The 24,662-nt window shown below is 64.4% G+C and carries 28 protein-coding genes and 1 tRNA gene; 11 read left to right on the top strand and 18 right to left on the bottom strand.

Features of this window, described 5'->3' with window-relative positions; translation table 11 throughout:
• The first annotated feature begins 12 nt into the window (after nt 1-12).
• Nucleotides 13-759: a 16S rRNA (uracil(1498)-N(3))-methyltransferase gene (locus tag ACODSR_RS06925; protein ID WP_489074950.1), complete on the top strand. Its 747-nt coding sequence runs from the start codon at nt 13-15 to the stop codon at nt 757-759.
• Between the two features lie 100 nt (nt 760-859).
• Nucleotides 860-2,233, top strand: coding sequence for a glutamate--cysteine ligase (locus ACODSR_RS06920; protein WP_489074948.1), 1,374 nt, complete (start codon nt 860-862; stop codon nt 2,231-2,233).
• Between the two features lie 74 nt (nt 2,234-2,307).
• Here ACODSR_RS06920 and ACODSR_RS06915 read toward each other — a convergent pair whose 3' ends face one another.
• A complete protein-coding gene (locus tag ACODSR_RS06915) occupies nt 2,308-3,609 on the bottom strand; it encodes a methyltransferase family protein (protein ID WP_489074946.1) in 1,302 nt (433 codons plus the stop codon).
• A gap of 151 nt (nt 3,610-3,760) precedes the next feature.
• On the opposite strand from ACODSR_RS06915, the gene ACODSR_RS06910 reads away from it, so the two are divergent.
• Nucleotides 3,761-4,078: a hypothetical protein gene (locus ACODSR_RS06910; protein WP_489074944.1), complete on the top strand. Its 318-nt coding sequence runs from the start codon at nt 3,761-3,763 to the stop codon at nt 4,076-4,078.
• Between the two features lie 4 nt (nt 4,079-4,082).
• On the opposite strand, the gene ACODSR_RS06905 is transcribed toward ACODSR_RS06910, so the two are convergent.
• Complete coding sequence (locus ACODSR_RS06905; protein ID WP_489074942.1) at nt 4,083-4,733, bottom strand: DUF1345 domain-containing protein; 651 nt, start codon at nt 4,731-4,733, stop codon at nt 4,083-4,085.
• Nucleotides 4,734-4,740: 7 nt separating this feature from the next.
• A complete protein-coding gene (locus ACODSR_RS06900; RefSeq protein WP_489075030.1) occupies nt 4,741-5,316 on the bottom strand; it encodes a peptidase S14 in 576 nt (191 codons plus the stop codon).
• Between the two features lie 127 nt (nt 5,317-5,443).
• Here ACODSR_RS06900 and ruvA point away from each other — a divergent pair, with 127 nt between their 5' ends.
• The 5 genes from ruvA to bla all read left to right on the top strand — a co-directional run bounded on the left by ruvA (nt 5,444) and on the right by bla (nt 10,275).
• Nucleotides 5,444-6,052, top strand: a complete 609-nt coding sequence (gene ruvA, locus ACODSR_RS06895; RefSeq protein ID WP_489074940.1) for a Holliday junction branch migration protein RuvA — start codon at nt 5,444-5,446, stop codon at nt 6,050-6,052.
• A 72-nt stretch (nt 6,053-6,124) separates the two neighbouring features.
• Nucleotides 6,125-6,451, top strand: coding sequence for a GIY-YIG nuclease family protein (locus ACODSR_RS06890; RefSeq protein WP_489074938.1), 327 nt, complete (start codon nt 6,125-6,127; stop codon nt 6,449-6,451).
• Between the two features lie 28 nt (nt 6,452-6,479).
• A complete protein-coding gene (gene ruvB / locus ACODSR_RS06885) occupies nt 6,480-7,499 on the top strand; it encodes a Holliday junction branch migration DNA helicase RuvB (protein ID WP_489074936.1) in 1,020 nt (339 codons plus the stop codon).
• A gap of 126 nt (nt 7,500-7,625) precedes the next feature.
• Entirely contained in the window at nt 7,626-9,368 is a 1,743-nt protein-coding gene (locus ACODSR_RS06880) for an AMP-dependent synthetase/ligase (RefSeq protein WP_489075028.1), read from the top strand.
• A gap of 7 nt (nt 9,369-9,375) precedes the next feature.
• Nucleotides 9,376-10,275 (top strand): subclass B3 metallo-beta-lactamase, encoded by a 900-nt coding sequence (bla, locus tag ACODSR_RS06875; RefSeq protein WP_489074934.1) that lies wholly within the window; start codon nt 9,376-9,378, stop codon nt 10,273-10,275.
• Nucleotides 10,276-10,285: 10 nt separating this feature from the next.
• Here bla and ACODSR_RS06870 read toward each other — a convergent pair whose 3' ends face one another.
• From ACODSR_RS06870 to ACODSR_RS06860, 3 genes are all read right to left on the bottom strand, one after another.
• Entirely contained in the window at nt 10,286-10,687 is a 402-nt protein-coding gene (locus ACODSR_RS06870) for a hypothetical protein (RefSeq protein WP_489074932.1), read from the bottom strand.
• A gap of 185 nt (nt 10,688-10,872) precedes the next feature.
• On the bottom strand, nt 10,873-11,595 hold the full coding sequence (gene gloB / locus ACODSR_RS06865) for a hydroxyacylglutathione hydrolase (protein ID WP_489075026.1): 723 nt from the start codon (nt 11,593-11,595) through the stop codon (nt 10,873-10,875).
• A 5-nt stretch (nt 11,596-11,600) separates the two neighbouring features.
• A complete protein-coding gene (locus ACODSR_RS06860) occupies nt 11,601-12,035 on the bottom strand; it encodes a VOC family protein (RefSeq protein WP_489074930.1) in 435 nt (144 codons plus the stop codon).
• A gap of 102 nt (nt 12,036-12,137) precedes the next feature.
• On the opposite strand from ACODSR_RS06860, the gene ACODSR_RS06855 reads away from it, so the two are divergent.
• Complete coding sequence (locus ACODSR_RS06855; protein ID WP_489074928.1) at nt 12,138-12,845, top strand: SIMPL domain-containing protein; 708 nt, start codon at nt 12,138-12,140, stop codon at nt 12,843-12,845.
• A gap of 57 nt (nt 12,846-12,902) precedes the next feature.
• On the opposite strand, the gene ACODSR_RS06850 is transcribed toward ACODSR_RS06855, so the two are convergent.
• Both ACODSR_RS06850 and ACODSR_RS06845 read right to left on the bottom strand, forming a co-directional pair.
• Complete coding sequence (locus tag ACODSR_RS06850; RefSeq protein ID WP_489074926.1) at nt 12,903-13,763, bottom strand: tetratricopeptide repeat protein; 861 nt, start codon at nt 13,761-13,763, stop codon at nt 12,903-12,905.
• Nucleotides 13,763-14,518: an alpha/beta fold hydrolase gene (locus ACODSR_RS06845; RefSeq protein ID WP_489074924.1), complete on the bottom strand. Its 756-nt coding sequence runs from the start codon at nt 14,516-14,518 to the stop codon at nt 13,763-13,765. The genes ACODSR_RS06850 and ACODSR_RS06845 overlap by 1 nt, the downstream gene beginning before the upstream one ends.
• Nucleotides 14,519-14,648: 130 nt before the next feature.
• On the opposite strand from ACODSR_RS06845, the gene ACODSR_RS06840 reads away from it, so the two are divergent.
• A tRNA-Leu gene (locus ACODSR_RS06840) sits at nt 14,649-14,735 on the top strand.
• A gap of 174 nt (nt 14,736-14,909) precedes the next feature.
• Nucleotides 14,910-16,145: a tyrosine-type recombinase/integrase gene (locus tag ACODSR_RS06835; RefSeq protein WP_489074922.1), complete on the top strand. Its 1,236-nt coding sequence runs from the start codon at nt 14,910-14,912 to the stop codon at nt 16,143-16,145.
• Here ACODSR_RS06835 and ACODSR_RS06830 read toward each other — a convergent pair.
• From ACODSR_RS06830 to ACODSR_RS06785, 10 genes are all read right to left on the bottom strand, one after another.
• Entirely contained in the window at nt 16,142-16,339 is a 198-nt protein-coding gene (locus ACODSR_RS06830) for a helix-turn-helix domain-containing protein (RefSeq protein WP_489075024.1), read from the bottom strand. The two genes, ACODSR_RS06835 and ACODSR_RS06830, sit on opposite strands and share 4 nt — an antisense overlap.
• A 6-nt stretch (nt 16,340-16,345) precedes the next feature.
• On the bottom strand, nt 16,346-16,561 hold the full coding sequence (locus tag ACODSR_RS06825) for a DUF2274 domain-containing protein (protein WP_062731525.1): 216 nt from the start codon (nt 16,559-16,561) through the stop codon (nt 16,346-16,348).
• Between the two features lies 1 nt (nt 16,562).
• Nucleotides 16,563-17,798: a TraB/TrbI/VirB10 family type IV secretion system protein gene (locus tag ACODSR_RS06820; RefSeq protein WP_489074920.1), complete on the bottom strand. Its 1,236-nt coding sequence runs from the start codon at nt 17,796-17,798 to the stop codon at nt 16,563-16,565.
• On the bottom strand, nt 17,795-18,652 hold the full coding sequence (gene trbG, locus ACODSR_RS06815; protein WP_489074918.1) for a P-type conjugative transfer protein TrbG: 858 nt from the start codon (nt 18,650-18,652) through the stop codon (nt 17,795-17,797). The genes ACODSR_RS06820 and trbG overlap by 4 nt, the downstream gene beginning before the upstream one ends.
• Nucleotides 18,649-19,449, bottom strand: coding sequence for a conjugal transfer protein TrbF (gene trbF / locus ACODSR_RS06810; RefSeq protein WP_489074916.1), 801 nt, complete (start codon nt 19,447-19,449; stop codon nt 18,649-18,651). Before trbF ends, trbG begins: the two co-directional genes overlap by 4 nt.
• A 3-nt stretch (nt 19,450-19,452) precedes the next feature.
• Nucleotides 19,453-20,757, bottom strand: coding sequence for a P-type conjugative transfer protein TrbL (gene trbL / locus ACODSR_RS06805; RefSeq protein WP_489074914.1), 1,305 nt, complete (start codon nt 20,755-20,757; stop codon nt 19,453-19,455).
• A 111-nt stretch (nt 20,758-20,868) separates the two neighbouring features.
• The gene (gene trbJ / locus ACODSR_RS06800; RefSeq protein WP_489074912.1) at nt 20,869-21,615 is read right to left on the bottom strand and encodes a P-type conjugative transfer protein TrbJ; all 747 of its coding nucleotides are present in this window, start codon (nt 21,613-21,615) and stop codon (nt 20,869-20,871) included.
• A 6-nt stretch (nt 21,616-21,621) separates the two neighbouring features.
• Nucleotides 21,622-24,060, bottom strand: a complete 2,439-nt coding sequence (trbE, locus tag ACODSR_RS06795) for a conjugal transfer protein TrbE (protein WP_489074910.1) — start codon at nt 24,058-24,060, stop codon at nt 21,622-21,624.
• The gene (locus tag ACODSR_RS06790; RefSeq protein WP_489074908.1) at nt 24,054-24,329 is read right to left on the bottom strand and encodes a VirB3 family type IV secretion system protein; all 276 of its coding nucleotides are present in this window, start codon (nt 24,327-24,329) and stop codon (nt 24,054-24,056) included. The genes trbE and ACODSR_RS06790 overlap by 7 nt, the downstream gene beginning before the upstream one ends.
• Nucleotides 24,326-24,661 carry a TrbC/VirB2 family type IV secretion system protein gene (locus ACODSR_RS06785; protein WP_062731517.1) on the bottom strand — a complete coding sequence of 112 codons (336 nt, stop codon included), beginning with the start codon at nt 24,659-24,661 and terminating at the stop codon, nt 24,326-24,328. The genes ACODSR_RS06790 and ACODSR_RS06785 overlap by 4 nt, the downstream gene beginning before the upstream one ends.
• Nucleotide 24,662 lies beyond the last annotated feature (1 nt).

Raw genomic sequence — 24,662 nt, 5'->3', positions numbered from 1 at the left:
GGAAAGCGCATCATGACCGCAACCCCCGCCTGGCCACCGCAAAGCGCGCCGCGCCTCCATGTCGAAACCCAGTTGGGGGACGGCGTGTCGGTGCCGGTCGATGGCAATCCGGCCCATTATCTGATCAGCGTCATGCGGGTGAAGCCTGACGATATCATCCTGCTGTTCGACGGTCGGTCCGGCGAATGGGCCGCCCGCGCCCGCGACATTCGCAAGCGCGACCTGATGCTCGATTGTATCAGCCAGACCAGGCCGCCCGAAGCTATCCCCGATTTCTGGCTCTGCTGCGCCCCGATCAAAAAAGGCCGCATCGACCTGATCGCGGAAAAGGCGTGCGAACTGGGGGTGGCGAAGCTCCAGCCGGTGCTCACCCGCCGCGCCGTGGTGGACAAGCTGAATCTGGACCGGCTGCACGCCCATCTGGTCGAGGCCGCCGAACAATGCGGCCGCACCGCCCTGCCGGAACTGGCCGCGATGGTGAAACTCGACGCGCTGCTGAAAGACTGGCCGCAGGAGCGCCACCTGTTTTTCGCCGACGAAACCGGCGGTGCGCCGCTGACCACGGCTTTTGCCGCCCACCCCGGCCCCGCCGCGTTCCTGATCGGGCCGGAGGGCGGATTCGACCCTGTCGAACGCGAAACGATCCGCGCCCATCCGCGCGCCGTGCCGGTCTCGCTCGGTCCCCGTATCCTGCGCGCCGAAACCGCCGCCATCGCCGCGACGGCGGCCTGGATGACGCTCAACGGCGACTGGCACTGAGTTTCATTTCGCTATTGGATTGAACCGATTATAGACAAGCCCTATCTGCTGATCGCCCGCTACTGTTTGACGGGCAGAGGGGAAGTATTAAGGGCGGGGCATGAGCACCAGAACCGACTCAGCGGGTGAAGACCCCGTCATCGAAAGCCGCGACCAGCTGATTGCGGCCTTTGCCAAGGGCGAAAAACCCAAGGATCGCTGGCGCATCGGCACGGAACATGAAAAATTCGTCTATAGCCGCAAGGATCATCACGCGCCGTCCTATGAGGAAAAGGGCGGCATCCACACACTGCTGATCGGCCTGACCCGCTATGGCTGGAACCCGGTGTTTGAGGGCGAAAATATCATCGCCCTGTCCGGCACCGATGGCACGATCAGCCTGGAACCGGCGGGCCAGCTGGAACTGTCCGGCGCGCCGCTCGACAATATCCACCAGACCTGCGCCGAAACCGGCCGCCATCTGGAACAGGTCAAATATGTCGGCGACATGCTGGGGCTGGGCTTCCTCGGCCTTGGCATGTGGCCCGACAAGACCCGCGCCGACCTGCCGATCATGCCCAAGGGCCGGTACGAGATCATGCTGCGGCACATGCCGCGCGTCGGCTCCATGGGGCTGGACATGATGCTGCGCACCTGCACCATCCAGACCAATCTGGACTATGGCAGCGAAGCCGACATGGCCCAGAAGTTCCGCGTCTCTCTCGCTCTGCAACCGCTTGGCACCGCATTGTTCGCCAATTCGCCCTTCACCGAAGGCAAGCCCAACGGCTTCCTGTCCTACCGCAGCCATATCTGGTCGGATACCGACCCCAAACGCACCGGCATGTTGCCCTTCGTGTTCGAGGACGGCTTTGGCTATGAGCGTTACGCCGACTACGCCCTCGATGTGCCGATGTATTTCGTCTATCGCGACGGCAAATATATCGACGCTTCCGGCCTGTCGTTCCGCGATTTCCTGAACGGCAAACTCTCCGTCCTGCCCGGCGAAAAGCCGACCGAGAAGGATTGGGAGGATCATCTCTCCACCGCCTTCCCCGAAGTCCGGCTCAAAAGTTTCCTCGAAATGCGCGGGTCGGACGGCGGGCCATGGGGCCGCATCTGCGCCCTGCCCGCTCTGTGGGTCGGCCTGCTCTATGATCAGGGCGCGCTCGATGCCGCCTGGGATCTGGTCAAGGACTGGAGCATGGAGGATCGGCAGATCTTGCGCGATTCCGTGCCCAAACTCGGCCTCGACGCGCCGATCGGCAAGGGCCGCACCCTGCGCGACATCGCCCGCCCTGCACTGGACATCGCCCGTTCAGGCCTTGCGGCACGCGGTCGCCTCAACGCGGCTGGCGACAATGAAACCGGCTATCTGTCCGATCTGGAAGATGTCGTCTCGTCCGGCAAGACCCATGCCGAACGGCTGCTTGATCGCTATCATGGCGAATGGGGCGGCGACGTCAGCAAAGTCTATGCCGAAGAGAGCTTCTGACTGTGAATTAGCCCCTCCCCTTCAGGGGAGGGGTTGGGGTGGGGGCGCACCTCTGGACGCACCCTGTGATTAATTTACTCCGCCGCCTGAATCACTGCGGCAACTGGACGCTTGCGTCCCGTCACCCACGCAAAGAAGCGTGGGACGGGCGCATTGCGCTCCATCCAGTCGCTATAGGCGCGATAGTCCGGGTCGGCGGACAGATGCTGTTCCTCGGTCCGCGCGCGCCAATAATAAACCGCGTTGGTCAGCGCTAGCATCGCGCAATTGCGCACCATGTCCGCCATCGACCCGCTCACGCTCAGGAACGGCAGCGCGGAAAACCACCAGAACAGATTTTTCGCCAGATAGGCCGGATGCCGGGTCCAGCGATACGGCCCGTGCGTCAAAATCCCGCGATGGGTCAGGTTGGAAAAGCGCAGGCCGAACGCCACCGTCGCCCAGGCGTAAATGCCGGTCAGCAGCACCAGCCACCCGCCCAGCAGCCATTGCAGCACCCCTGACCCCTGCGTCCAATAGTCCCATTCCGCCCCGCCCGCATGATAATCGAGCGGCCCGCCGCCGCCCATCAGCACGAAGGGCGGATAGCAGATCAGGGCCGCGACCCAGCCCGCCAGATAGGGGTTGGCGGTGCGGATATGCGAATCCAGCGGCTTGAAGGTCAATATATAGCCGACCGTCGCCAGACAGACATCGATCATGAACATGACCGCGATCAGGAAACCGGCCAGCGCCACCGGATTGGCAAAGGCCTCCTCTATCCGCCAGTTGACCACGCTGGCGAAATTGCCCGGCACGATCGAGACCATGAAGGCCAGGAAAAAGCCCTTCACGCTCCAGGTGCGGGCGTGGTGCGCGACCTGTGCCATGTCGGGCGCGCCCGCCGCGCCGCCAATCACCCATTGGCCAAAATGGTAGGACGCATCCTTCGGATTCACCAGCCGCCGGTCTATCCAGAGGATATAGGGGATGGACAGGCCCAGCAGCCACGGCGCGACGGCGGTGAACAGGTCCATCGAAAATCGATAATTGCCGCTCCAATACCAGCGCGCGACGCAGTAAAAAACCGCAATGGCCAGCCAGGTAGCCCACAGCCCGGCAATCTTGACGATGCTGATGTCCAGCACGTCGCGCACGGTGCGCGCCGGGCCACGCCAGTCGATCCCCGTCGATGCGTTGCGATGCACCTTGTCCACCACCAGCGACCACAGCACCATCGGCAGGCCGCAGGCGACCACGGCGGCCAACCCGGCATTCGGACCGTCCATGCCATAATGGCGCGCCACGAGCGTCCACAGGCCAAGGCCGACAAGGCCAGCGATGCCCACGCCATGGCTGACGGCGGATGGGGGGCAGGGATCGGCAGAATCGCGCATGATCCTCGCTCTAGCGCAAAAGGGTAAGCAAGCGGTGAAAGACGTCGCCAAGCCGCACCAACAGGAATCACCTTAACCTGCAGCAAGGCCATGAACCCTTTTTATCTCAGTGCGTTACCTCCTCCATAACATTCGACAATGGAGACAGGAGATGACGATTGCGGTGCGATTTCCCGATGGCAGCGTCCGCAACATCCCTGCCCAGTTGAAGGAAATCCCAAACCCTGCCAGCCCCGACGCCCAGCCCGGCTTTGAGCGCGTCCCGCTCAACTGCGATCCGGTCTGGCGTTTTCAGCGCGTCGGCGGCGACTGGTACGCCACGCCCCGCAGCGGCAGCCTCTCGCTGCTCAAGCCCATATTGCCCGAATGGTGGCGGACCGTCCGCCACATGAATATAGACGATCCCACGCCTCGCAGCCGCAAACAGCGCCAGTCGCAAGGTCGCGGCCCCATCGACACCGCTGCCTGATGCCTCAGCCGCCCAGCACGTTGATCGTGAAGGCCAATATGCCAAGATTGAACAGGAAAGCGGCGAGGCTCTGGAACAGCACGGTGCGCCGCACCTCACTGTCGGTGACCGATACGTCCGACGTCTGGAACGTCATCCCCAGCGTGAAGGCGAAATAGAGGAAATCCCAATAGCCCGGCTCCTTTGTGTCCGGGAAATCCAGCCCGCCGCAATCGCCGCCGCCCCCATCCGGCCGGGACCTGTCCGCCCGGTAGAAGATATGGGCATAATGCATCGCGTAGATCAGGTTGGAAAAGGTCCAGGCAATCAGCAAAGTCACCAGCAGCAGCGCGACCACCGCCGTCTTAGGCCCGCCATGCTGACTCACCGCCACACCGACTGCGACCAATATGACCAGGCTGACGATCGCGGTCAGCAACAGCATCAGTTCGCGATTGGCGTCATTGGCCTTCGCCTTGGCCCGCATCGCGGCGGCATCTGACCGGATCAACGGCACGACCGACGCCATGAAGGCCAGTGCCGCAATGTCGAATCCCGCCATCACCGCCTCATGCCAGCGCAGCCACAGCGCCAGCGGCGCTGCCGTCGCCAGCAGCGCCAGGAACATGCCATAGCGCCAGGGAAAGATCGGTTGGCGGGGACCGGTGCGGCTCATGCCCTCATCATAGCACGGCAGCGATCAATCCGCGCGCCTGCGCCTCATTGGCCTCCAGATACCAGTTTTCCGGCGCTTTTTCGAGCAGCTCCTCCATAGCAATGTCAGACTCCAGGATCAGATTCTGGAACCCCTCATTCTGGATCGCGATCGACGATTGTATCTCGTTCAGCGTCGCCTTCAATGTCGCGATGCAGGTCGATAGCGGCCCGGCCAGCTGGATATTTTTCGTGATCAGCCGCTCATGGATCATGATCCGGGTGCCGCGAGTCACATAGCGATTTTCGGTCGCGAAAAAGCTCATAAAGGTCGCGCCCGCCGAATAGACCGCCGTTCGCCCCAGAAACACCAGCCGCCGCTCAGGATAGAGGTCGGAATGGAAGCGGATATCCTCTCCCATCAGCCGCGCAATCTCCGGGTCGCCGCCCAGCGTGGAAATCTCCACCACCACCTGCCCCTGTTGCGGCGCATTGGCCAGGCAATTCTTGAAATGCAGATACATGCCATGGTCGACCACGCCCGACAGCATGATCGATGGATATTCAAAATCTCTGGGGCCAAGCATTGGCGCGGTCATCAGCATCATCACGTCCCTAAAATTGCGGTTTCGCGCTGCACTACGCACGGGCGCGCAAAAGGTGCCGCGCTTTTGCGCTGGCGCCGCGCGCGAGAGCCTGTAAAGAACAGATCATGACCATGGGGCAGCGGACATGATCGCAAAACTTAAAGGACGGCTCGACAGCACCGGCACGGACCATGCCATCATCGATGTGGGGGGCGTGGGCTATCTTGTCGGTGCGTCGTCGCGCACGCTGGCGGCGCTGGGGACGATCGGCGAAGCGGTAACGATCCACACCGAAATGCTGGTCGCGGCGGACTCGATCCGCCTCGTCGGCTTCGCCCGCGCGGAGGAACGCGACTGGTATCGGCTGCTCACCCATGTCCAGGGCGTAGGATCGCGCGTGGCGCTGGCAATATTGTCCGCGCTCGAACCGCTCGAACTCCACCGCGCTGTCGCCATGGGGGACAAGGCGATGATCGCGCGGGCGAATGGGGTCGGCCCGAAACTCGCCCAGCGCATCGTCAATGAACTGAAGGAGAAGATCGGCACCGCACCCGCGGGCGGCCCGGTCGGCGCAGGCGGCATCGCCATCCTCCCCACCGGCAGCTTCGCCTCCGACGCACTCTCGGCCCTGCAAAATCTCGGCTTCAAACCCCATGAAGCCAGCACCGCCGTCGCCGCCGCCGAAGCGGAACTGGGCGACCACGCCAGCCTCGACGCGCTGGTGCGACTGGCGCTGCGGAAGGCGGCGAAGTGATGTGCGCCTCCACCCGTCATGCTGAACTTGTTTCAGCATCCATTGCGCCGCACAAGCCGAAGGGCGGTGTCGATGAAGCAACCATGCGTCTATATCCTCGCCAGCCAGCCCTACGGCACGCTCTACATCGGCGTGACGTCCAACCTGATCGGTCGGCTGATACAACATCGGACAGAGGCAATCCCCGGCTTCACCAGCCAATATGGCGTCCATCGCCTCGTTCGCTTCGAGGCGTGCGATACGATGGAGCAGGCCATCCTGCGCGAGAAGCAGCTCAAGCGCTGGCATCGTCCGTGGAAAATCAATCTCATCGAGTCGGAAAATCCGCAATGGGTCGATCTGGCAGTCAATCTCGGTCTGCCGCCGATCCATCCGCAAGTCAGGCACGATGGATGCTGAAACAAGTTCAGCATGACGGGTTTTGCCCATGACCGACGACCGCCTCCTAACCCCCGCCCGCCGCATCGAGGATGTCGATGCCGCGCTGCGTCCCAAGTCGCTCGATGAATTTATCGGGCAGGAAGCCGCGCGCGGGAACCTGCGCGTGTTCATCGAAGCCGCGAAACAACGCGGCGAAGCACTCGACCATGTCCTTTTCTTCGGCCCGCCGGGCCTTGGCAAGACCACGCTGGCGCAGATCGTTGCCAAGGAAATGGGCGTGGGTTTTCGCGCCACGTCCGGCCCGGTCATCGCCAAGTCGGGCGATCTGGCCGCCTTGCTCACCAATCTGGATGAGGGCGACGTCCTGTTCGTGGACGAAATCCATCGCCTCAACCCTGCGGTCGAGGAAGTGCTCTACCCCGCGATGGAGGACCGCGCGCTCGACCTGATGATCGGCGAAGGCCCGTCCGCCCGCTCCGTCCGCATCGACCTGCCACCCTTCACGCTGGTTGGCGCGACCACGCGGCAGGGCTTACTCACCACACCCTTGCGCGATCGGTTCGGCATCCCGGTGCGGTTGCAATTTTACACCGTCGCCGAGCTGGAACTGGTCGTGCGCCGCGCCGCCCGCCTGCTGGACCTTGCCATCACCCCCGACGGCGCGATGGAGATTGCCCGCCGGTCGCGCGGCACCCCGCGCATCGCCGGGCGACTGCTGCGCCGGGTGCGAGATTTCGCCAATGTCGCGGGCGTCCCCGCCGTGGACGCAAAGGTCGCCGACGCCTCGCTCCGCCGGCTGGAGGTCGATGAGCTGGGCCTCGACCTCATGGACCGCCGCTATCTAATGATGATCGCCGACATTTATCGCGGCGGCCCGGTCGGCGTGGAAACCCTCGCTGCGGGCCTCTCCGAAGCGCGCGACACGATCGAGGAAGTGATCGAGCCTTACCTCATCCAGCTTGGCCTGATTGCCCGCACCGCGCGCGGTCGCTGCCTCAATGGGCCGGGCTGGAAGCATCTGGGCCTCAACCCGCCGCAGGACATACAGGACAGCCTTTTCGACTAAGAAAAGCGTGGCCGCTACGGCATGGCGTGGCTATAGCCATGGCCAAGATCAGGCACGCATCAGACGCGCCGGAACCGCAGGAGTCGAGCCTTGAGGGCCATCGAGACATTTCCCAACCTCGTCACCATGTTCTTCGCCCGCACAACCGAGCAGGGCGACAAGCCCTTCCTGTGGCGCAAGAGCGAGGGCATATGGCACGCGCTCAGCTGGAACGAAGTGGCCGCCCAGGTCGCCGCCCTCTCCACGGCGCTCAAGGCACTGGGCCTCAAACCCGGCGATCCGGTCATGCTGGTCAGCGAGAATCGCCCGGAATTTTGCATCGCCGACCTCGCCATCATGGCGGCGGGCTGCATCACCGTGCCGACCTACACCACCAACACCACCCGCGATCATCAGCATATATTGACCGACAGCGGCGCCCGCGCCGTCATCGTTTCGACCGCCAAGCTGGCCCAGGCGTTGATGCCCGCCGTCGTCCGTTCACAGGCCGCCTTCGTCATCGGCATGGAGCCGTTGCGCGGCGCGCAGGGTCAGGCGACCTGCCATCTGTGGGACGATCTGATCGCTGCTCACCCGACAAGCATCGCCACCTGCGCCGCCGCCCAGACCGCGACCCGCAATGACCAGGCCTGCATCATCTACACCAGCGGCACCGGCGGCGCGCCGCGCGGGGTGATGCAGCATCATGGCGCGATCCTGCTCAATGCCGAGGGGGCTGGCACGATCGTCGCGGAGGATTTCGGCTGGGGCGAGGAAAGCTTCCTCTCCTTCCTCCCCCTCTCCCACGCCTATGAACATAGCGGCGGGCAATTCCTGCCGATGCTGCTGGGCGGGCAAATCTATTATGCGGAAGGGTTGGAAAAACTCGCCAGCAATATCGAGGAAACCCGCCCGACCATCATGGTCGTCGTCCCGCGCCTGTTCGAAGTGCTGCGCGCCCGCATCATCAAGTCGATCGAGAAGCAGGGCAAATTCCCGACCTGGCTGATGGCGCAGGCGCTGCGCATCGGCGCGAAGGAGCAGCAGGGCAAAGCCTCGATCCTCGACAGGCCCCTGAAGGCCGTCCTCGCCCGCACGCTCATCCCCAAGATCCGCGCCCGCTTCGGCGGCAGGCTCAAGGCGCTCGTCTCCGGCGGCGCGCCCCTCAACCCCGATGTCGGCCTGTTCTTCGACGCGATGGGCCTCACCCTGCTTCAGGGCTATGGCCAGACCGAGGCGGGACCGGTGGTCAGCTGCAACCGCCCCCGCGCCGGGATCGCCATGGACACGGTCGGCCCGCCGCTCAAAGGGGTGGAGGTGAAAATCGCCGAGGATGGCGAAATATTGGTCCGTGGCGAACTGGTCATGCACGGCTACTGGCGCAACCCTGCCGAAACCGAAAAAGTGCTGAAAGACGGCTGGCTCCATACCGGCGACATTGGCGAATTTGATGCGCACGGCCGCATCCGCATCACCGATCGCAAGAAAGACCTGATCGTCAATGACAAGGGCGACAATGTCTCCCCGCAAAAGGTCGAGGGGATGCTGACGCTCCAGAACGAAATCGGCCAGGCCATGGTCCATGGCGACCGCCGTCCCTATCTGGTCGGCCTGATCGTGCCGGACGCGGATTGGACCCGCGAATGGGCGCAGGCCAATGGCGTCGCGCCCGCAGATGCCCCCGCAAACCCGGCCTATATGGCGGCGCTGCGTGCGGCGGTGGACCGGGTCAATGCCGACCTGTCGGTGATCGAACGGGTCCGCCGCTTCATCATGGCCGACGAACCCTTCACCATCGACAATGAGGAAATGACCCCGTCGATGAAGATCCGCCGCCATGTGATCCGCAAACGCTATGCGGAGCGAATGGACGCGCTGTATAAGGGGTGAGGAAGTAATGGCGCTGCGTCCCATGGCAATATCGGCGGCGATCATCGCCAGCGCGCCTTTGCACGCCGCGCCCGCAGCGGGTCCGGCCAGCATCGCCGAGCATCAGCGCCAATGCGCGGGCAAGGATGGCTGGAGCGATCCCGCCCCGCCGATCCGCATCTTCGCCAATGTCTATGATATCGGCAGTTGCGGCATCACCGTGCTGCTCATCACTGGGCCGAAGGGTCATATATTGATCGACGCGGCCACCGCGCAGGCCGTCCCCTCGATCATCGCGAACATCGAACGCCTCGGTCTCCGCCCCACAGACGTCCGCTATCTGCTCACTACCCATGAGCATGTCGATCATGTCGGCGGGCTGCACGCGATCCAGCAACGCACCGGCGCTACCCTGATCGCGTCGGCGGCGGCCCGACCGATGCTGGAAAGCGGCACCCCGGCCAGCGATGATCCGCAACGCGGCAGCATCCCCGACTTCGCCGGCGCGCGCGTGGGTCGCATCGTCAAGGATGGCGAGACCATCGCGCTGGGGTCGCTCCGCCTGACCGCTCATCTGACGCCGGGCCATTCGCCGGGGGGCACAAGCTGGTCCTGGACCGCCTGCGCTGGCAAAAGCTGCCGCAGGATAGTCTATGCCGACAGTCTGAGCGCAGTATCAGCGGACGCCTATCGCTTTGCCGATCACCCCGCCTATGTCGCACGCCTGCGCGCCACCATCGCCAAGGTCGCGGCCCTGCGCTGCGACCTGCTCATCACCCCGCATCCCGCTTCCAGCAATCTCTACGATCGCCTCGCCGGAAAAGCCCCGTTGATCGACAGCAAGGCCTGCGCCACCTACGCCGCCACCGCGCGCAAGACTCTCGACCAGAGACTGGCTCGCGAGTCGGCTTCCGTAAAACGTCGATAAAGGCGGCGGCCTATTTCCCCGGCGCGCGATAGGGTATGAAATCCCCCAGCGCGCAGCTGCCAGTCGTCATCCCCGTCACCAGGTTGGCGCTGGTGGCGATGTCGCCCCGGCACAGCTGCGACCCGAAACTGCGGGTGATCATCGTGTCGCCGGAGGTCAGGCCGTTGCAACTGCCGATCAGCTCATTCTTGTAGATCAGCCGCCTGCTGACCCGGTAGAGCAGCACATTATTGCTGATCACCGTCAAATTGGTCTGCGGCTCCCGGTTGATGCAACTGACCTTCTCGCCCGCAACCTTACCCGCCAGCGCCTTGTCCAGCGTCGCGACCTGCTTGTCGGTCAGGGGCGTGGGCGTGTAGCTGCCGGTGCAGGCGACCAGCAAAAGGGGCGTCAGGCATATCCAGGCACGCATCACGGCTCTCCATTTCCTCACCGATTAAGTGACCCATAAGGCTCCTCCCCCTTGGGGGGAGGTTGGGTGGGGGTGTGCTACGGCCAGCGTGGACGCTCAGCTTCGCCTCGCTCCCCTTCCCCGCCGAGTAAATGAGTCACAATCATCGCATATTGATATAACACGGCATCGTAGCGCAAATCCCGTCAGGCCGCATCCTTCGCCGCACGCCGCGCCGCCAGTTGATCCACATCCCGTGCCCGCATGAAGATATTGGTCGCCCGCTCCTGCCCGATCGTCGTCGGCACCGTCGCCTCGCCACGCGCCCGCGCTGCCTCGACCGCCGCCACCCGCGCGGCCAGCGCCTCATTATCCGGCTCCACCCCCAGCGCGAACCGCCCGTTGGAGAGCGTATATTCGTGCGCGCAATAGACCACCGTATCGTCCGGCAACGCACCCAGCCGGCCCAAATTGGCGAACATCTGCGCCGCCGTCCCCTCGAACAACCGTCCGCAGCCCATCGCAAACAGCGTATCGCCGACAAAGAGGATGGCGTCGTCGGCCAGATGATAGGCGATATGCCCGGCGGTATGGGCTGGAACTTCCATCACGGTCGCGACATGATCGCCGATCCGCACGCTGTCGCCCTCGCCCACCGTCCGGTCGAGCGTGCCGATCTTTGCCGCCTCCGCCGCCGGACCGGTAATCACGCAACCCGTTGCGGCCTTTATCGCCGCATTGCCGCCGACATGATCGCCATGCCAGTGGGTGTTCCAGATCTGCCCGATGGTCCAGCCCCGCTCTGCCGCAGCCGCCAGCACCGGTTCGGCGACGGCAGGATCGATCACCACCGTCTCGCCACGCGCCGCGTCATGCATCAGCCAGACATAATTGTCGTTCAGCACGGGGATGCGCACCACCTCCAGCATCGCGCTCACCAACTGCCGATATTGGGCATCGACACCCAGGGTTCGGCCGGGTCCAGCCGCCCGTCCTGCAGCAGTTCGATCGAAATGCCGTCCGGCGTGCGCACGAACGCCATATGCCCGTCGCGCGGTGGCCGGTTGATCGTCACGCCCGCGTCCAGGAAGCGCTGGCAGGTCTCGTAGATATTCTCGACCCGATAGGCGAGATGGCCGAAATTGCGCCCGCCATCATAGCTTTCCGCCGGACTGCCATCGGTCGGCGGCCAGTTGTAGGTCAACTCGACCTGCGCCTCCTCATCCCCCGGCGCGGCGAGATAGACCAAAGTGAAACGCCCCTGCTGACTGTCGAACCTTTTGACCTCTTTCAGCCCCAGCAGGTCGAAAAAGGCGATGCTTTTGTCCACGTCGGCCACACGGACCATGCTATGCAGATATTTGGGCAAGGGTCACTCCATTCGTCGCCATAAAGCAACGGTTCATCTCAGGACGTGCAAGGCTGCCCTATAGATAAGGTCGCGCATCCCCCGAAGGAAGAGGAAAGCATTATGGCATTGGAATTGCGGGACAAGGTTTTACTGAGTAGCGCCGCGCTGCTGGCGATCGGCGTCATGAGCGGCGGCTATCTGCTGGGCGACGGGCTGAAGCGCGCCAGGGCGGCGGACCGATCGGTCACCGTCCGCGGCCTCGCTGAAAAGGACGTGACGGCGGACCTGGCCACCTGGTCGATCAGCTATTCGGCAACCGGCTTCGACCTGCCCTCGGTCCGCACCGAAATCGACAATAACACCCGCGAGTTGAAAGCCTATTTCGCCAGCCTCGGCTTCAAGGCCGACGCGCTCACCCCGGTCGGCGCAGGGGTGAACCAATATCTCAACAATGGCGTCAACAATATCACCATCACCCAGCGGATGCTGCTGCGCACCACCGACATCGCCCGCGCCCAGCGCGCCGTCGCGCAACAGTTCGACCTGGTCCGTCGCGGTGTGACGCTCCAGGAAGGGTCGGGGATGCGCTACAGCTTTACCAAGCTGAATGACCTCAAGCCGCCCATGGTCGCCGCCGCGACCAAGGACGCCCGCAACGCCGCCGAGCAATTCGCGCAGGACAGCGGCATCAGCGTCGGCAGCATCAAAAGCGCGACCCAGGGCTATTTCTCGATCGAGGCTCGCGACGGCGAAGGCGGCGACGGATCGAGCGACACCCCCTATAAAAAGGTCCGTGTCGTCACGACTGTTGATTTTTACCTTAAATAACAATGACTTATATAATTCGATAAAAACAGCCACATATGTCCGGCTCAGTGTCGGCTTTTATCCGCCAGCGGCGGGCAATCGCGACAGATTGTCCGCCGCCGCCTTCCCCGCTGCTGTCGTCGGCGCCAGCCTGACCGCCCGCTGCCAGGCCGATCGCGCCACATCTGCATGATCGGTCAGGACGGCGATATTGCCCTCCTCCAGCGCCACCGAGGCATCATCGGGCGACAGTTGCACCGCGCGGGCAATATGCGCCTGCGCCAGAGCCATCTCGCCCGATCGCCGCGCCAGCGTCGCCGACAGCAGCCAGCCCAGCGGGTCCTTCGGCGCTTGCTCCAGCGCCACGTCCAGCGAGTCCCGCGCCGCCGCCCCGTCGCCCAGCGCCACCAGCGCCCGCGCCCGATCGAGATGCACCTCGCCCTTCTCCATGCCGTCGGGCAGTCCCCGTGCCAGCGCCGCGTCGAAATCCTGCCGCGCCTTGGCCGCGTCCCCGCTCGCCAGCGCCGCATTGCCCGCCTGCGCCCACAGCCTTGCGCTCTGCGCCATCTCGGCGCTGCGCTCGGCCTCCTCGGCGGCCTGCTCGAACGCGACGATCGCGGGCGCCCAACGCTCCGCCCGCGCATAGGCAAAGCCCATGCAATGGCGCGCGTAGAAGCTGCCACCGTCGATCCGCCACTTTTGTGCAAAGGCCACCGCCGCATCGGGCGATTCGACCGCCTGATCCAGACAGGCCTGAAAAGGCGCGGCAAATTTGGCCGGGACCGGAATCCGCCCATCCTCCCGCGCCGCCGTTGCCCTGGGTGCCGCGACCGCCGCAGCCGCCGCTTCCTGCTTCTCCTTGCGACTGCGGTTCATCACCGCCTCAATCTCCGGGTCATAGCTTTGGGCGAATAGCAAGAGTGGCAGAAAAAGGGGCATCAGAGACTATCCAGCAGGCTGGCGACGGTGCGGATCAGCAGGGCGATGTCGCCGTCGCGGGAAAGGCGGTGGTCGCCGTCCTTAACCAGCAGCGTCTGCACATCGGATGAACGCAGCAGCGCCGCAGTCCGCAGCGCCGTCTCCCACGGCACATCATCGTCCCGCTGCCCGTGAAGCAACCGCACCGGGCAGTCGATCGCAATCGGCCCATCGAGCAGCCGCAGCGCCTGCCCCGATTCCCAGAAACCCCGCGTCGTCACATAGGGCTGGTCGCCATAGGGCGTCGGCTCCTCGATCCGCCCCTCGGTCATCAGCAGCGCCTTGTCCGCGTCGGTAAAGCCCCAGTCGGTGAAATCCGGCGCCGCCGCGATCCCGACCAGCCCCATGACTCGCTCCGGTCGCGCCAGCGCCACCAGCAGCGCCAGCCAGCCACCCATCGATGATCCCACCAGCACCACCGGCCCCTCGACCAGTGCGTCGATCAGCAGCAGCACATCGTCCCGCCAACTGGCCAGCGTGCCATCCACAAAGCGCCCCTCGCTCGCCCCGCACCCGGCATAGTCCATCCGCAGCATCGCCCGCCCGCTCTCCGCCGCCCAAGCATCCAGCGCGATTGCCTTGCCCCCCTCCATGTCGGACATATAGCCCGGCAGAAAAACAATCGTCGGCCCCACCCCGCTCCGCTGCCGATAGGCCAGACGCAACCCGTCAGGGCGGCCAAACAGGGCGGGCGGCACGAAATCGGTATGGGTCATGGCAGGGCATCCTGTTGGGCAAAGTGCTTCATCGCCCATAACCCGGCTTTTTGCCCGAACCACAAAAATTATCCGCTTTCCTGCGTTGACAGCCCCAAGGTCAGCGGCTAGTTGCGCGCTCCTACCCCGTGCCCAGATGGCGGAATTGGTAGACGCACCAGCTTCAGGTGCTGGCGATCGCAAGGTCGTGGAGGTTCGAGTCCTCTTCTGGGCACCAGAGACCTTTCCGGCGACGTCCGGGAAGGTCCAGCAAGCGGCTGGTTTAACAGCATTTTTTCAGTGAAAATCGCCAAATGAAATCCGGGCTCATCCACCCGAATCCATCGACAGCACCATCAGTTTGATGGTGTTTTTGATGGTGCCGGAGAGCCCCTTTGGAGTTGGCACCATCATGGCACTGAATCATATCCAGATCACCAATGCCAAACCCCGGGACAAGGCCTATAAACTGGCCGACGCCGATGGGCTGTATCTCGCCGTCCAGACGAACGGCACGAAACTCTGGCGCATGAACTACCGGTACCTCGGTCGACAGAAGACGCTCTATTTCGGTGCCTGGCCCGAGGTAGGGATAGCTATGGCGCGCCAGCAGTGCGCCGCAGCAAGGGAGCAGATCGCCGCCGGGCTCGACCCCGCCGCCGAGAAGCGGAGCGACACACTCGCGCGCAAGGTGGCCGCAGACAACACATTCAGGACGATCGCCGAAGAATGGGTGGCGAAGAATGAGCGGGAGGGGCGCGCGCCGATCACGCTCGACAAGATTCGCTGGCTGCTCGGCATGGCCTATCCCATGATCGGCAGCTTCCCTGTCTCAAAGATATCGCCGCAGGAAGTCCTGGCCGTCCTACGCAAGGTGGAGGCGACCGGCCGCTACGAAAGTGCGCGCCGGATGCGCAGCGTGCTCAGTCGGGTTTTTCGCTATGCGATCGCGACCGCTCGGGCGGATCGCGATGTCGCGGCCGACCTGCGTGGCGCGCTCATCACTCCGAAGGTCCGGCATCTCGCCGCGATCACGACGCCCAAGGAGGCTGGCGCGCTCATGCGCGCAATCGACGGTTACACAGGTCACGAAATCACCGCGATCGCTCTGCGGCTGTCACCCCACCTGTTCGTCCGGCCGGGCGAGTTGCGCAAGGCAGAGTGGGAGGAAATAGATATGCAGGCCGCCATTTGGTCGCTCCCGGCGGAAAAGATGAAAATGCGCCGTCCGCACCGTGTTTCGCTGTCGCAACAGACGCTGGCGCTACTGGAGGAACTCCGTCCGCTGACGGGCGATGGAAGGTATCTTTTCCCGTCGTTCCGGTCACCACGCCTGTGCATGTCGGAAAACACAATCAACGCGGCGCTGCGTCGACTGGGCTACAGCCAGGAAGAAATGACGGCGCACGGTTTTCGGGCGATGGCTGCGACCCTGCTCAACGAGATGGGCATCTGGAACCCGGACGCCATCGAGAAGCAGCTCGCCCACCTGGACAGCTCAATGGTGCGCCGTGCTTACACTCGCGGTGAATACTGGGATGAACGCGTCCGCATGATGCAGCACTGGTCCGACTATCTCGACCAGTTGCGGGACGGCGCGAGGATCCCGCGGCCAAACTTTGGTAAAGGTAGAGGCACGCCAGGCTAGACGCCGGTCAGGGCCCTCAGGCTTTTATATGGGATCAGCGTGGATCGCCCTACCTTGACGGTTTCCAGATCACCGGACTGAATCAGCTCATAAAGACGTGAACGGCTGATACCGGTGAGCTGGACCGCCGTAGAGATGCGGACCGTCAGAGGCTCTATGAGGACGGCCCCGCCTTGGGGAGCGTTACTGTGCATCATAGATCACCGTTTCGTCCTGTTTCGCGCAAAGCTCCTGTCACTTTCGAGGAAGGCAGCGAGCATGGCAGGGATCAGCTCGGCAACCGGCTCGTCACGACCATAGGTCGTCGCGTAGAGCGCGGCATAGTCGATCAAGGCCTGATGGAGATCCGGCATGACAGCAATGCTGAGCTTGACCGGATTGCGATCGGGAAGCTGGGGTAATTTGAGGTCGGTCATTTCAGCGCTCCTTCTCTTGCCAGGGTGCGAGAATGAGATCCTTGTGCACAACCAGCCGAACGGCCGCGCCGGGCCGGACCGTTATGGTCGGTTGGATTTGCAGGTTGCGGGATGTGATCTGGTCTCCGGCGCGGGACACATTTTGCTGGGTCGATTCCCTGATCGCCTGGACGAGATCGCTCTCTCCCGAGAAAGTGACGTTCGCCCCCACGCCCAGTAATGTCGAAATCGCGACGCCCTTGAGCAGCGTCCAGGTGTGGAGATCGACCTTGTCGGCAAGTCCGGCATAGCCTGAAGGGTCCGTCGCGGGCACGTTGTCGAGCCGGATCGAACTGCCGTCCGGCAGGATGATCCGCTGCCACACCACCAGCGCGCGCTTCTGCCCAAAAGCGACCACGCTGTCGTAGCTGCCGATCAGCCGCGCGCCCTGCGGAATGAGAAGAATGCTGCCCGTCGCGCTGTCGAAGACCCGCTCGGTTACCTGGGCGGTGACAAGGCCGGGGAGGTCGGACCTGAGTCCCGTAATCAGGCTCGCCGCGATGACGCTGCCAGCGGACAGCATGTCCGGCGACGCCGGCGGACTCAGCCGATTCTCATTGACATCGCCGCCAGCGTCGCGCGCCGCAACGAAGTCGGCCTTGCGCTGCTGGGCATTGGGATCGCGATCAGGATCGATCGCGAGCCGCGCCTGCTCCGTGGCCGCTGCCGCTGCCGGGGGAGAAGATAGTGTCGCATCAGCGACGCGGGTCGGATCGTTGCGAATGCCAGATTGCACCAGTAATCCAGATTCCCGCGCCGCCCTCAACTCCGCAGCCCGTCGATCCCGTTCGGTTTCGGCGGTCTGGTCGGCGCGACCGGCTTCGCCGCTCGCAGGCTCCATGCCCATCGCACGCTGATGATTGAGGATAGGTCTGCCGAGATCGCCCGGTAGGGGCGGCCCGAGTTTGGGCACGTCGCCATAGCTGCCTGGCAAGCGGCTCAATGTATCGGTCGGCGCCTTCGCCGCGACCGTCTGGTCGTTGGATTGTCCAGCGAGGTGCAGCGCGGACGGCCGCAGCGCGACCCAGGCTGTCGCGATCAGGCTGACCGAACCAAGCGCCGCGATCGCCACGACGGCTCCGCGCTTGAAGCGGATCGCCCGCGCCGGCTGGGCGCGAAGCGCCAGCGTTTCCGGGTCCACCTTGCTCGATGTGGCGGGGGCCTCGGGTGCCGTTGGCGCTGCCGCCTCGACGGTCATGACCCCCTCCGCTTGGACGCGCCGTCCGCCACCCGGCTGATGCGGACGATCTGCTGGCGCTTCGTGCCGAGGCGAAGCTCGGCGACGTCGAAGATACGATCGACGACATAGAAGCGGCCTTTCACGCGATAATTGACGAGCTGGACATCGCCTTTCCCATCGACCAGAAAAATCGGTGGTGCCTCGCCGACGGCCAGCGTTGCCGGGAACTCGATGAAGGTCTGCCGTCCGTCGTCGAAAGCACGAAATGGTCGCCAAGCCGGTCGATCGCCGGAGACGGCATAGTTGAAATGAAGCCGCTCCACCTCGATCCCGGCCGCCACCGGAGCCGCCGCCTCGGTCGCTGCGGCGGCGCGCTTTAATGCGATCAGCGCATCTTGGGGATAGGTCCAGGATAGCGCGGCCATAGCTGTCTTCATCACGCTGCTGAGCGCGACATGATAGCTGCGCCGGTCGGTGGTGATGACGAGATTGGTGGACAGGCCGGCACTGAATGGCTTCACCAGTATATGGGTCTGCTTCTCCGTGCCCGACCCGCTGGTTGTATCACCGATCACCCAGCGCACCGTGTCTCCGCTTGCCACGGCGACCAACGTCTCGCCCGGTTGCAGCGCGATGTCGGTCACCCTCTCCGGTGCGGTGATGACTCGATAGATGGCGCCGTCGGTGAAAGGATAGACCTGGATGGCGTTGATGAACCCCTGCGCGGTCGGCTCGATCGTCGCCGCGCGGTTGGCGATGGCGACCGGCGCGACTTCGCGCGACGCATTGCGGATCGGCGGACTCGCCCCTGCGCTGCCGGCGAGAAGGATGAAGCAAGGCGCCAGCAGCGTGGTTGTGAGAGTTCTGGTCATGGCTGGGTCTCCGTATTGACGGTAGGTTGAGCGGCAAGGTTCGGGTCGAGCGGCGAACCGAGCGGCACGTTGCGGGGCGGTTGCGCGGTGCGCGCGGGAGCAGTTGACGCCGCGGGCTCGAGTTCGCGGCTCCAGTCGATCGCGTCGATGTAGATGCCGAGCGGGTTCTTGCGGAGCGTGTCGGCCGATACCGGCGGCTTGGTCAGTATCGTCAGGATGCCGGTCCAGTGGGAGGAGCCTGACTCACTGCCACGCTCGTAGGCCGTCTCGGTCCATTTGACCTGGAAGGAACGATCCGATGCTCGGACGACGCTGGTCACTTGGACCGACACGGTGCGCTCGCCAATCCTGGCGAAGGGGTCTGCGGCGCGGGCATAGTCGCCCAGGAACTGGCTCCCCCGCGTCGTGGTGAAGTCATAGGCCGAGAGCCAGTCGCGGCGCATCAGCACTGGATCGAGCGAGACCCCACGCACATTCTCGATGAACTTCGCCAGATGCCAGGCGATCTGGGGATCGGTGGGGCGATAGCCCGCTTCGGCCTCGGTCACCGCCCTAGCCTCGCCCAGGCGATCGACCTCGACGACATAGGGCGTGACTCGGCTCTGCAGCGACTGCCAGATGAGCGCACCCGACATGGCGGTCGACAGCGACAGCGTGCCGAACGCCATTAGCCGCCAGTTGCGGGCCTGAACGCGGGCCGACCCGATGCGGTCGTCCCAGACCTGGCCAGCGCGTTGATAGGGGGTCTCCGGCTCGGGTGTCTGTGCGTAGCGCTGGACGGCGCGCTTAAAGATCATGGCTCAATCTTCCTTTTCCTTGATGTCGGGGGTGGCAGACGCACCGCCGCGATCGCCTTCCTTCAGCGTCTGAAGGGCGACATGGCGGTGGTGACGGGCCTCCTGCTGGCGACGCAGCGATTGTGCCCAGGACGGAGCGCCGTCACTGCCGGCGTCCGGAACTGCTCCAGTGGAGCTGGCCCCACCGCTAAGGGCAGACCAGGCGGCGTTACGGCCGCGTTCGGCGGCTTCCGATAAGCCCAGCGCTGCCGAAGCTTTCTGACGAACGGTATTGCCGGCCGCCTGCGCCATGCCGCCGATGCCGGCGCCGACGCTCGACGATCCGGCCGCAGTCTGGCCAAGCTGATATGAGGCCGAGGCCGCCGACCCCATCGTCGTGCCGGCCCGGATTGCACCCAGTGTTGCGCCACCAGCGGCGCGAGCCGCCCCCATGGCGGCACCGCCGCCCAGCGCGACGATACCGGCTGCGCCGATCGTCGTGCCGACCGCTGCACCCGCGCCGAGCTGCGGGGCACCGGCGACAAGGCCCGAGGCGATGCCGGGACCGAAGATGCCGAGGCCGAACAGCGTCAGCGACGCCAGCACGAGGCTCATGGCTTGGCCGATGTCGGGTTCATGGCCCTGCAGGGCGGTGGTAAATTCGCTGAAGAAATTCGAGCCGATACCGACGATGACGGCGAGCACCATCACCTTGATGCCAGAACTGACCACGTTGCCCAGCACGCGCTCGGCGAGGAAGCTGGTCCGGTTCCAGAGCGCGAAGGGCACCAGCACGAAGCCGGCGAGCGTGGTCAGCTTGAACTCAACGATGCACACGAACATCTGCACGGCGAGTATGAAGAAGGCGATGATCACGATCGCCCAGGCAAACAGCAGCACGATGATGGTCAGGAAATTGTCGAAGAAGCTGGTGAAACCCATCAGTTTCGACACCTGTTCGAGGAGCGGCCAGGCTGCCGAGAAACCTGTGCCAGCAAGGCGGCCGGGTTTCAGGAGATCGTCCGCCGAGAGCGTGCCGCCGCCCGCGGTCAGGCCCGCCGCCGCAAAGGAACGGAAGATGATGTCGGCCAGGGTCGAGAAGCGGTTCAGGATGAATGCGAACGCGCCGACATAGAGGATCTTGCGCAGGAAACGCCCGATCACGTCCTGTTCGCCGCCCATTGCCCAGAACAAGCCGGCGAGCGTGATGTCGATGCCGATCAGGGTCGTTGTCAGGAAGGCGACGTCGCCGCCCAGCAGCCCAAACCCGCTGTCGATGTAGCGGATGAAGGTCTGCAGGAACCGGTCGATGACGTTCAGGTCGTTCATAGGGAAATCCTGGGAATGAAGCCGCGGGGTCCGATCTGGGGAGCGGGACCGAACCCCGCGGCGGCAGCGGCGAAGAGGCGAGTTCGCCGCTGCCTGCACGCCGGCTCGGGCCTATTGAGGGGTGTAGGCCGAGCCGGAACCGAGAAACTTGGTGGTCATGGCGCGGGCGTCGATCTCGGCCTGCGCCCGGCGCGCCTGCTCGACCGCCTGCGCCCGATATTGCGCCGCCATCAGGTTCTGGATCTGGAACTGTTGCTTGGCGGTCAGTGCGAGCAGCTGGTTGGTCGCCTGTTGCGCTTGCAAAGCGCCCTCGGCGCCCTGGCTCCGCGATACGATGCCATTGAGGGTCTGCGCGTCAGTCTGGACGTTCTCGACGACCTGCGCCTGCACGCCCATCGTCTGCCTGTAGGCTGCCATCTCGGTGTCGAGCCGGGTCCGCGCGGCTACAACCTGGCCGTTCATGGTCATCGCCTGGTTGAAGCTCTGCGGAAATAATGCACGGAACTCCTGGTCGAGACCGGCGACGCGGAACTGGATGCCTTGCGCCTGTCCCATCAACTGGTCGATCTGCTGAAGCGTCTGGGTGATCGCCTGGAGCTCGGGGAAGCCAATCGTGGTAAGATTCTTCGCCTGATTGATCAGGCTTTGCGCCTGGTTCTGAAGCGAGCGGATCTGGTTATTGACCTGCTGAAGGGTTCGCGCAGCGGTGAGCAGGTTCTGGCTGTAGTTGCTCGGATCAAACACGGTGAGGTGGGCGTGGGCGGGCGCACCCGGCACGATCAGTGCGCAGGCCAGCGAACCGATGGCCCCGGCGCCGAGTGCGGTCGCGATCAGATATTTGCGGGTTGGGATACGCATGATATTTTACTCCTTGGCTTGGGGGACGGGAAAGTCGGCGAGGAGGCTGGCGGCCCAATCGAGCCCGCTTCCTTCAAGGAAGCGGGCCGCGAAATCCTCGGGGCCATGCTCGGCCAGCAGGGCGTCGATCCGCGTCTGAGTCACAGGATCGGATGCGCCGCACAGGGCGAGCGCAATCGGGCCGAGGCCGAGTTCGAACAGGCGGTTGCCCCGTGCGGATTGCAGATAATAATGCCGCTTGGGCGTGGCGCGGCTGACCAGCTCGATCTGCCGGTCGTTGAGGCCGAACCGCTCATAGGCGGCGCGGGACTGCGGTTCGATCGCCCGGTCGTTGGGTAGCAATATGCGCTGCGGGCAGCTTTCGATGATGGCGGGCGCAATGCTGCTGTCGGCGATGTCGGCGAGACTTTGGGTCGCGAACAGCACCGCGACATTCTTCTTGCGCAGCGTCTTCAGCCATTCGCGGATACGCGCGGCGAAGAGCGGATGGTCGAGGAAGATCCAGGCCTCGTCGAGTACCAGCAGCGTTGGCCGGCCGTCGAAACGCTCATCGAGCCGGTGGAACAGGTAGGTCAGCACCGGGGCGACCACGCCGGCCTGTCCCATCAAGGATTCTGTCTCGAAGCACTGGACGTCGGCGAGTGCGAGATGCTGTTCCGCCGCGTCGAGAAGTCGGCCATAGGGGCCGTCGAGCGTATAGGCGGTGAGCGCAGTGCGCAGCGCATTGGATTGGAGCAGCATGGCGAACCCGGTCAGCGTGCGCTCCTCCGGGGGTGCCGATGCGAGACTGCCCAAGGCCGACCAGACGGCGTCCTTCACCTCGGGGGTGACCATAACCTTCTCGTGGGCCAGCAGCGCCGCGATCCATTCCGCCGCCCAGTTGCGTTCGCTGGCATCGTCGATTCGGCGCAGCGGCTGGAACGCCAGGGTGTCGCCGCTGTCGGTGCCGAGGCCGAGAGAATGATGCGCACCGCCCATCGCCAGCACAGCCGCGCGCGCCGAATAGCCCTTGTCGAAGATATAGAGCTGGGAGCCAGGATAGCGCCGGAATTGGAGCGCGATAAGCGCCAGCAACACCGACTTGCCCGCGCCGGTCGGGCCGACGACGAGCATGTGCCCGACATCGCCGACATGGGTCGAGAGGCGAAACGGGGTCGATCCGCTGGTCTGGGCGTAGAGCAACGGCGGCCCGCCGAGATGGTGGTTTTCCGTCGGTCCTGCCCAGACCGACGAAAGCGGCATGAGATGGGCGAGGTTGAGTGTATGGACCAGCGGCTGGCGCACATTGGCGTATGCCTGGCCGGGCAGCGACGACAGCCATGCCTCGACCGCGTTGACGCCCTCGCGCTTGGCCGTGAAGCCGAGGCCGTTGACGATCCGCTCGACCGCGCGGACCTTGTCCTCGGCGCGGGCGCGATCGGCGTCCGACACCGTGATCGTCGTGGTCAGGTAGCCGAAGGCGACATGATCGCCGCCGAGCGCCTGCAGCGCAAGATCGGCATCGACCACCTTGTTGTCGGCGTCGGTGTCGAGAAGCTGGACCGGCTGGTTGTACATCACCTCGCGCAGCAGCGCGGTGATCGACTTGCGCTTGTTGAACCATTGCCGCCTGATCTTGGTCAGCGTCTTGGTCGCGTCAGTCTTGTCGAGCGCGATAAAGCGCGTGACCCAGCGATATCCGAAATCCTGGTGGTTGAGCGCGTCGAGGATGCCGGGCCGGCTGAGGTTCGGGAAACCGAGCACGGTCAGCGTGCGCAGATGGCGGTCGCCAAGCTTCGGCTCGAGCCCGCCGACCAGCGGCGTATCGGCGAGCAGCGCATCAAGATAGATCGGTGTCTCCGGTATGGCGACCGGGTGACGGCGGCTGGAAACAGTATTGTGGAGATAGGTCAGCGTCTCGGCGTCGCTTAAGGGGCGCACCTCGGGCATGAATCCCGACAGGAGATCGAGCACGCGATCACTCTCGGCGATGAAACCGGCAAGGCTGGCGCGCCAGTCCCGGCCCTTCGCGTCGTCGGGCCGCTCGACCAGTGTCCGTCCCGCCGCGTCGCTGCTGTCGGCGGGCGGCAGCCATGTCAGCGTGCCGTGATAGACACTCTCGAAATGCTGGCCCTCGGCTTCGAACCCGGCACGCCGCTCCTGCTCGACCAGCCAGGGCGCTGCGTCGGGAAAGGCGCCGTTCGGATAACCCAGCGCATCCCGCCGCTCGGCCTCGAAGAACAAAGCCCAGCCCGATCCTAGGCGCTTCAGCACATTGTTCGCCCGTGCGCAGGCCGACACCAGTTCCGCTTCGGTCGCGCTTTCGAGATCAGGACCGCGAAAGGCGAAGGACCGCATGAAGCTGCCGTCCTTGTTGAGGATGACGCCGGGTGCGACCAGCGCGGCCCAGGGCAGATGATCGGCGAGCCGGTCGGCGCGCGACCGATATTCCGCGAGGTTCAGCATGCCAGATATCCCTTCTGGCGCAGATGGCGGAGCAGCACCGGCACGAAGTCCGGGTCGCGACGGGCCGCGAACACGGCGATACTGTGGCCAATCGCCCAGATGCCGATCCCGACCAGCCATTGCTGCAGGCCAAGCCCTACCGCGGCGGCGATCGTGCCGTTGACGATCGCGATACCCCGAGGCGCGCCACCCAGCAGGATGGCTTGCCCCAGGCTGGCGTGGATGGGCGCCTCGAATCCAGCAACATGACCGTTGTCGATGCGGCTCACGCGACGAGCGCCCCGCCGCCGAAGCTGAAGAAGGACAGGAAGAAGCTCGACGCCGCGAACGCAATCGACAGGCCGAAGACGATCTGGATGAGCTTGCGGAAGCCGCCGGACGTCTCGCCGAATGCGAGAGCGAGCCCCGTGGAAATGATGATCAGAACCGCGACGATCTTTGCGACTGGTCCTTGGACCGACTCCAGTACCTGCTGGAGTGGTTCTTCCCACGGCATACCCGCGCCGCTGGCATAGACGCGGCTGGTCATGGTGATAGACAGGCCGAGCACCAGCCCGGTGAGAAAGAAGCGGTCGCGGTTGGAAATACGAACGATGGTCATG

The sequence above is a fragment of the Sphingobium sp. FG125 genome (genome assembly GCF_057809795.1).
This window is presented reverse-complemented; position numbering and strand designations above follow the sequence as displayed.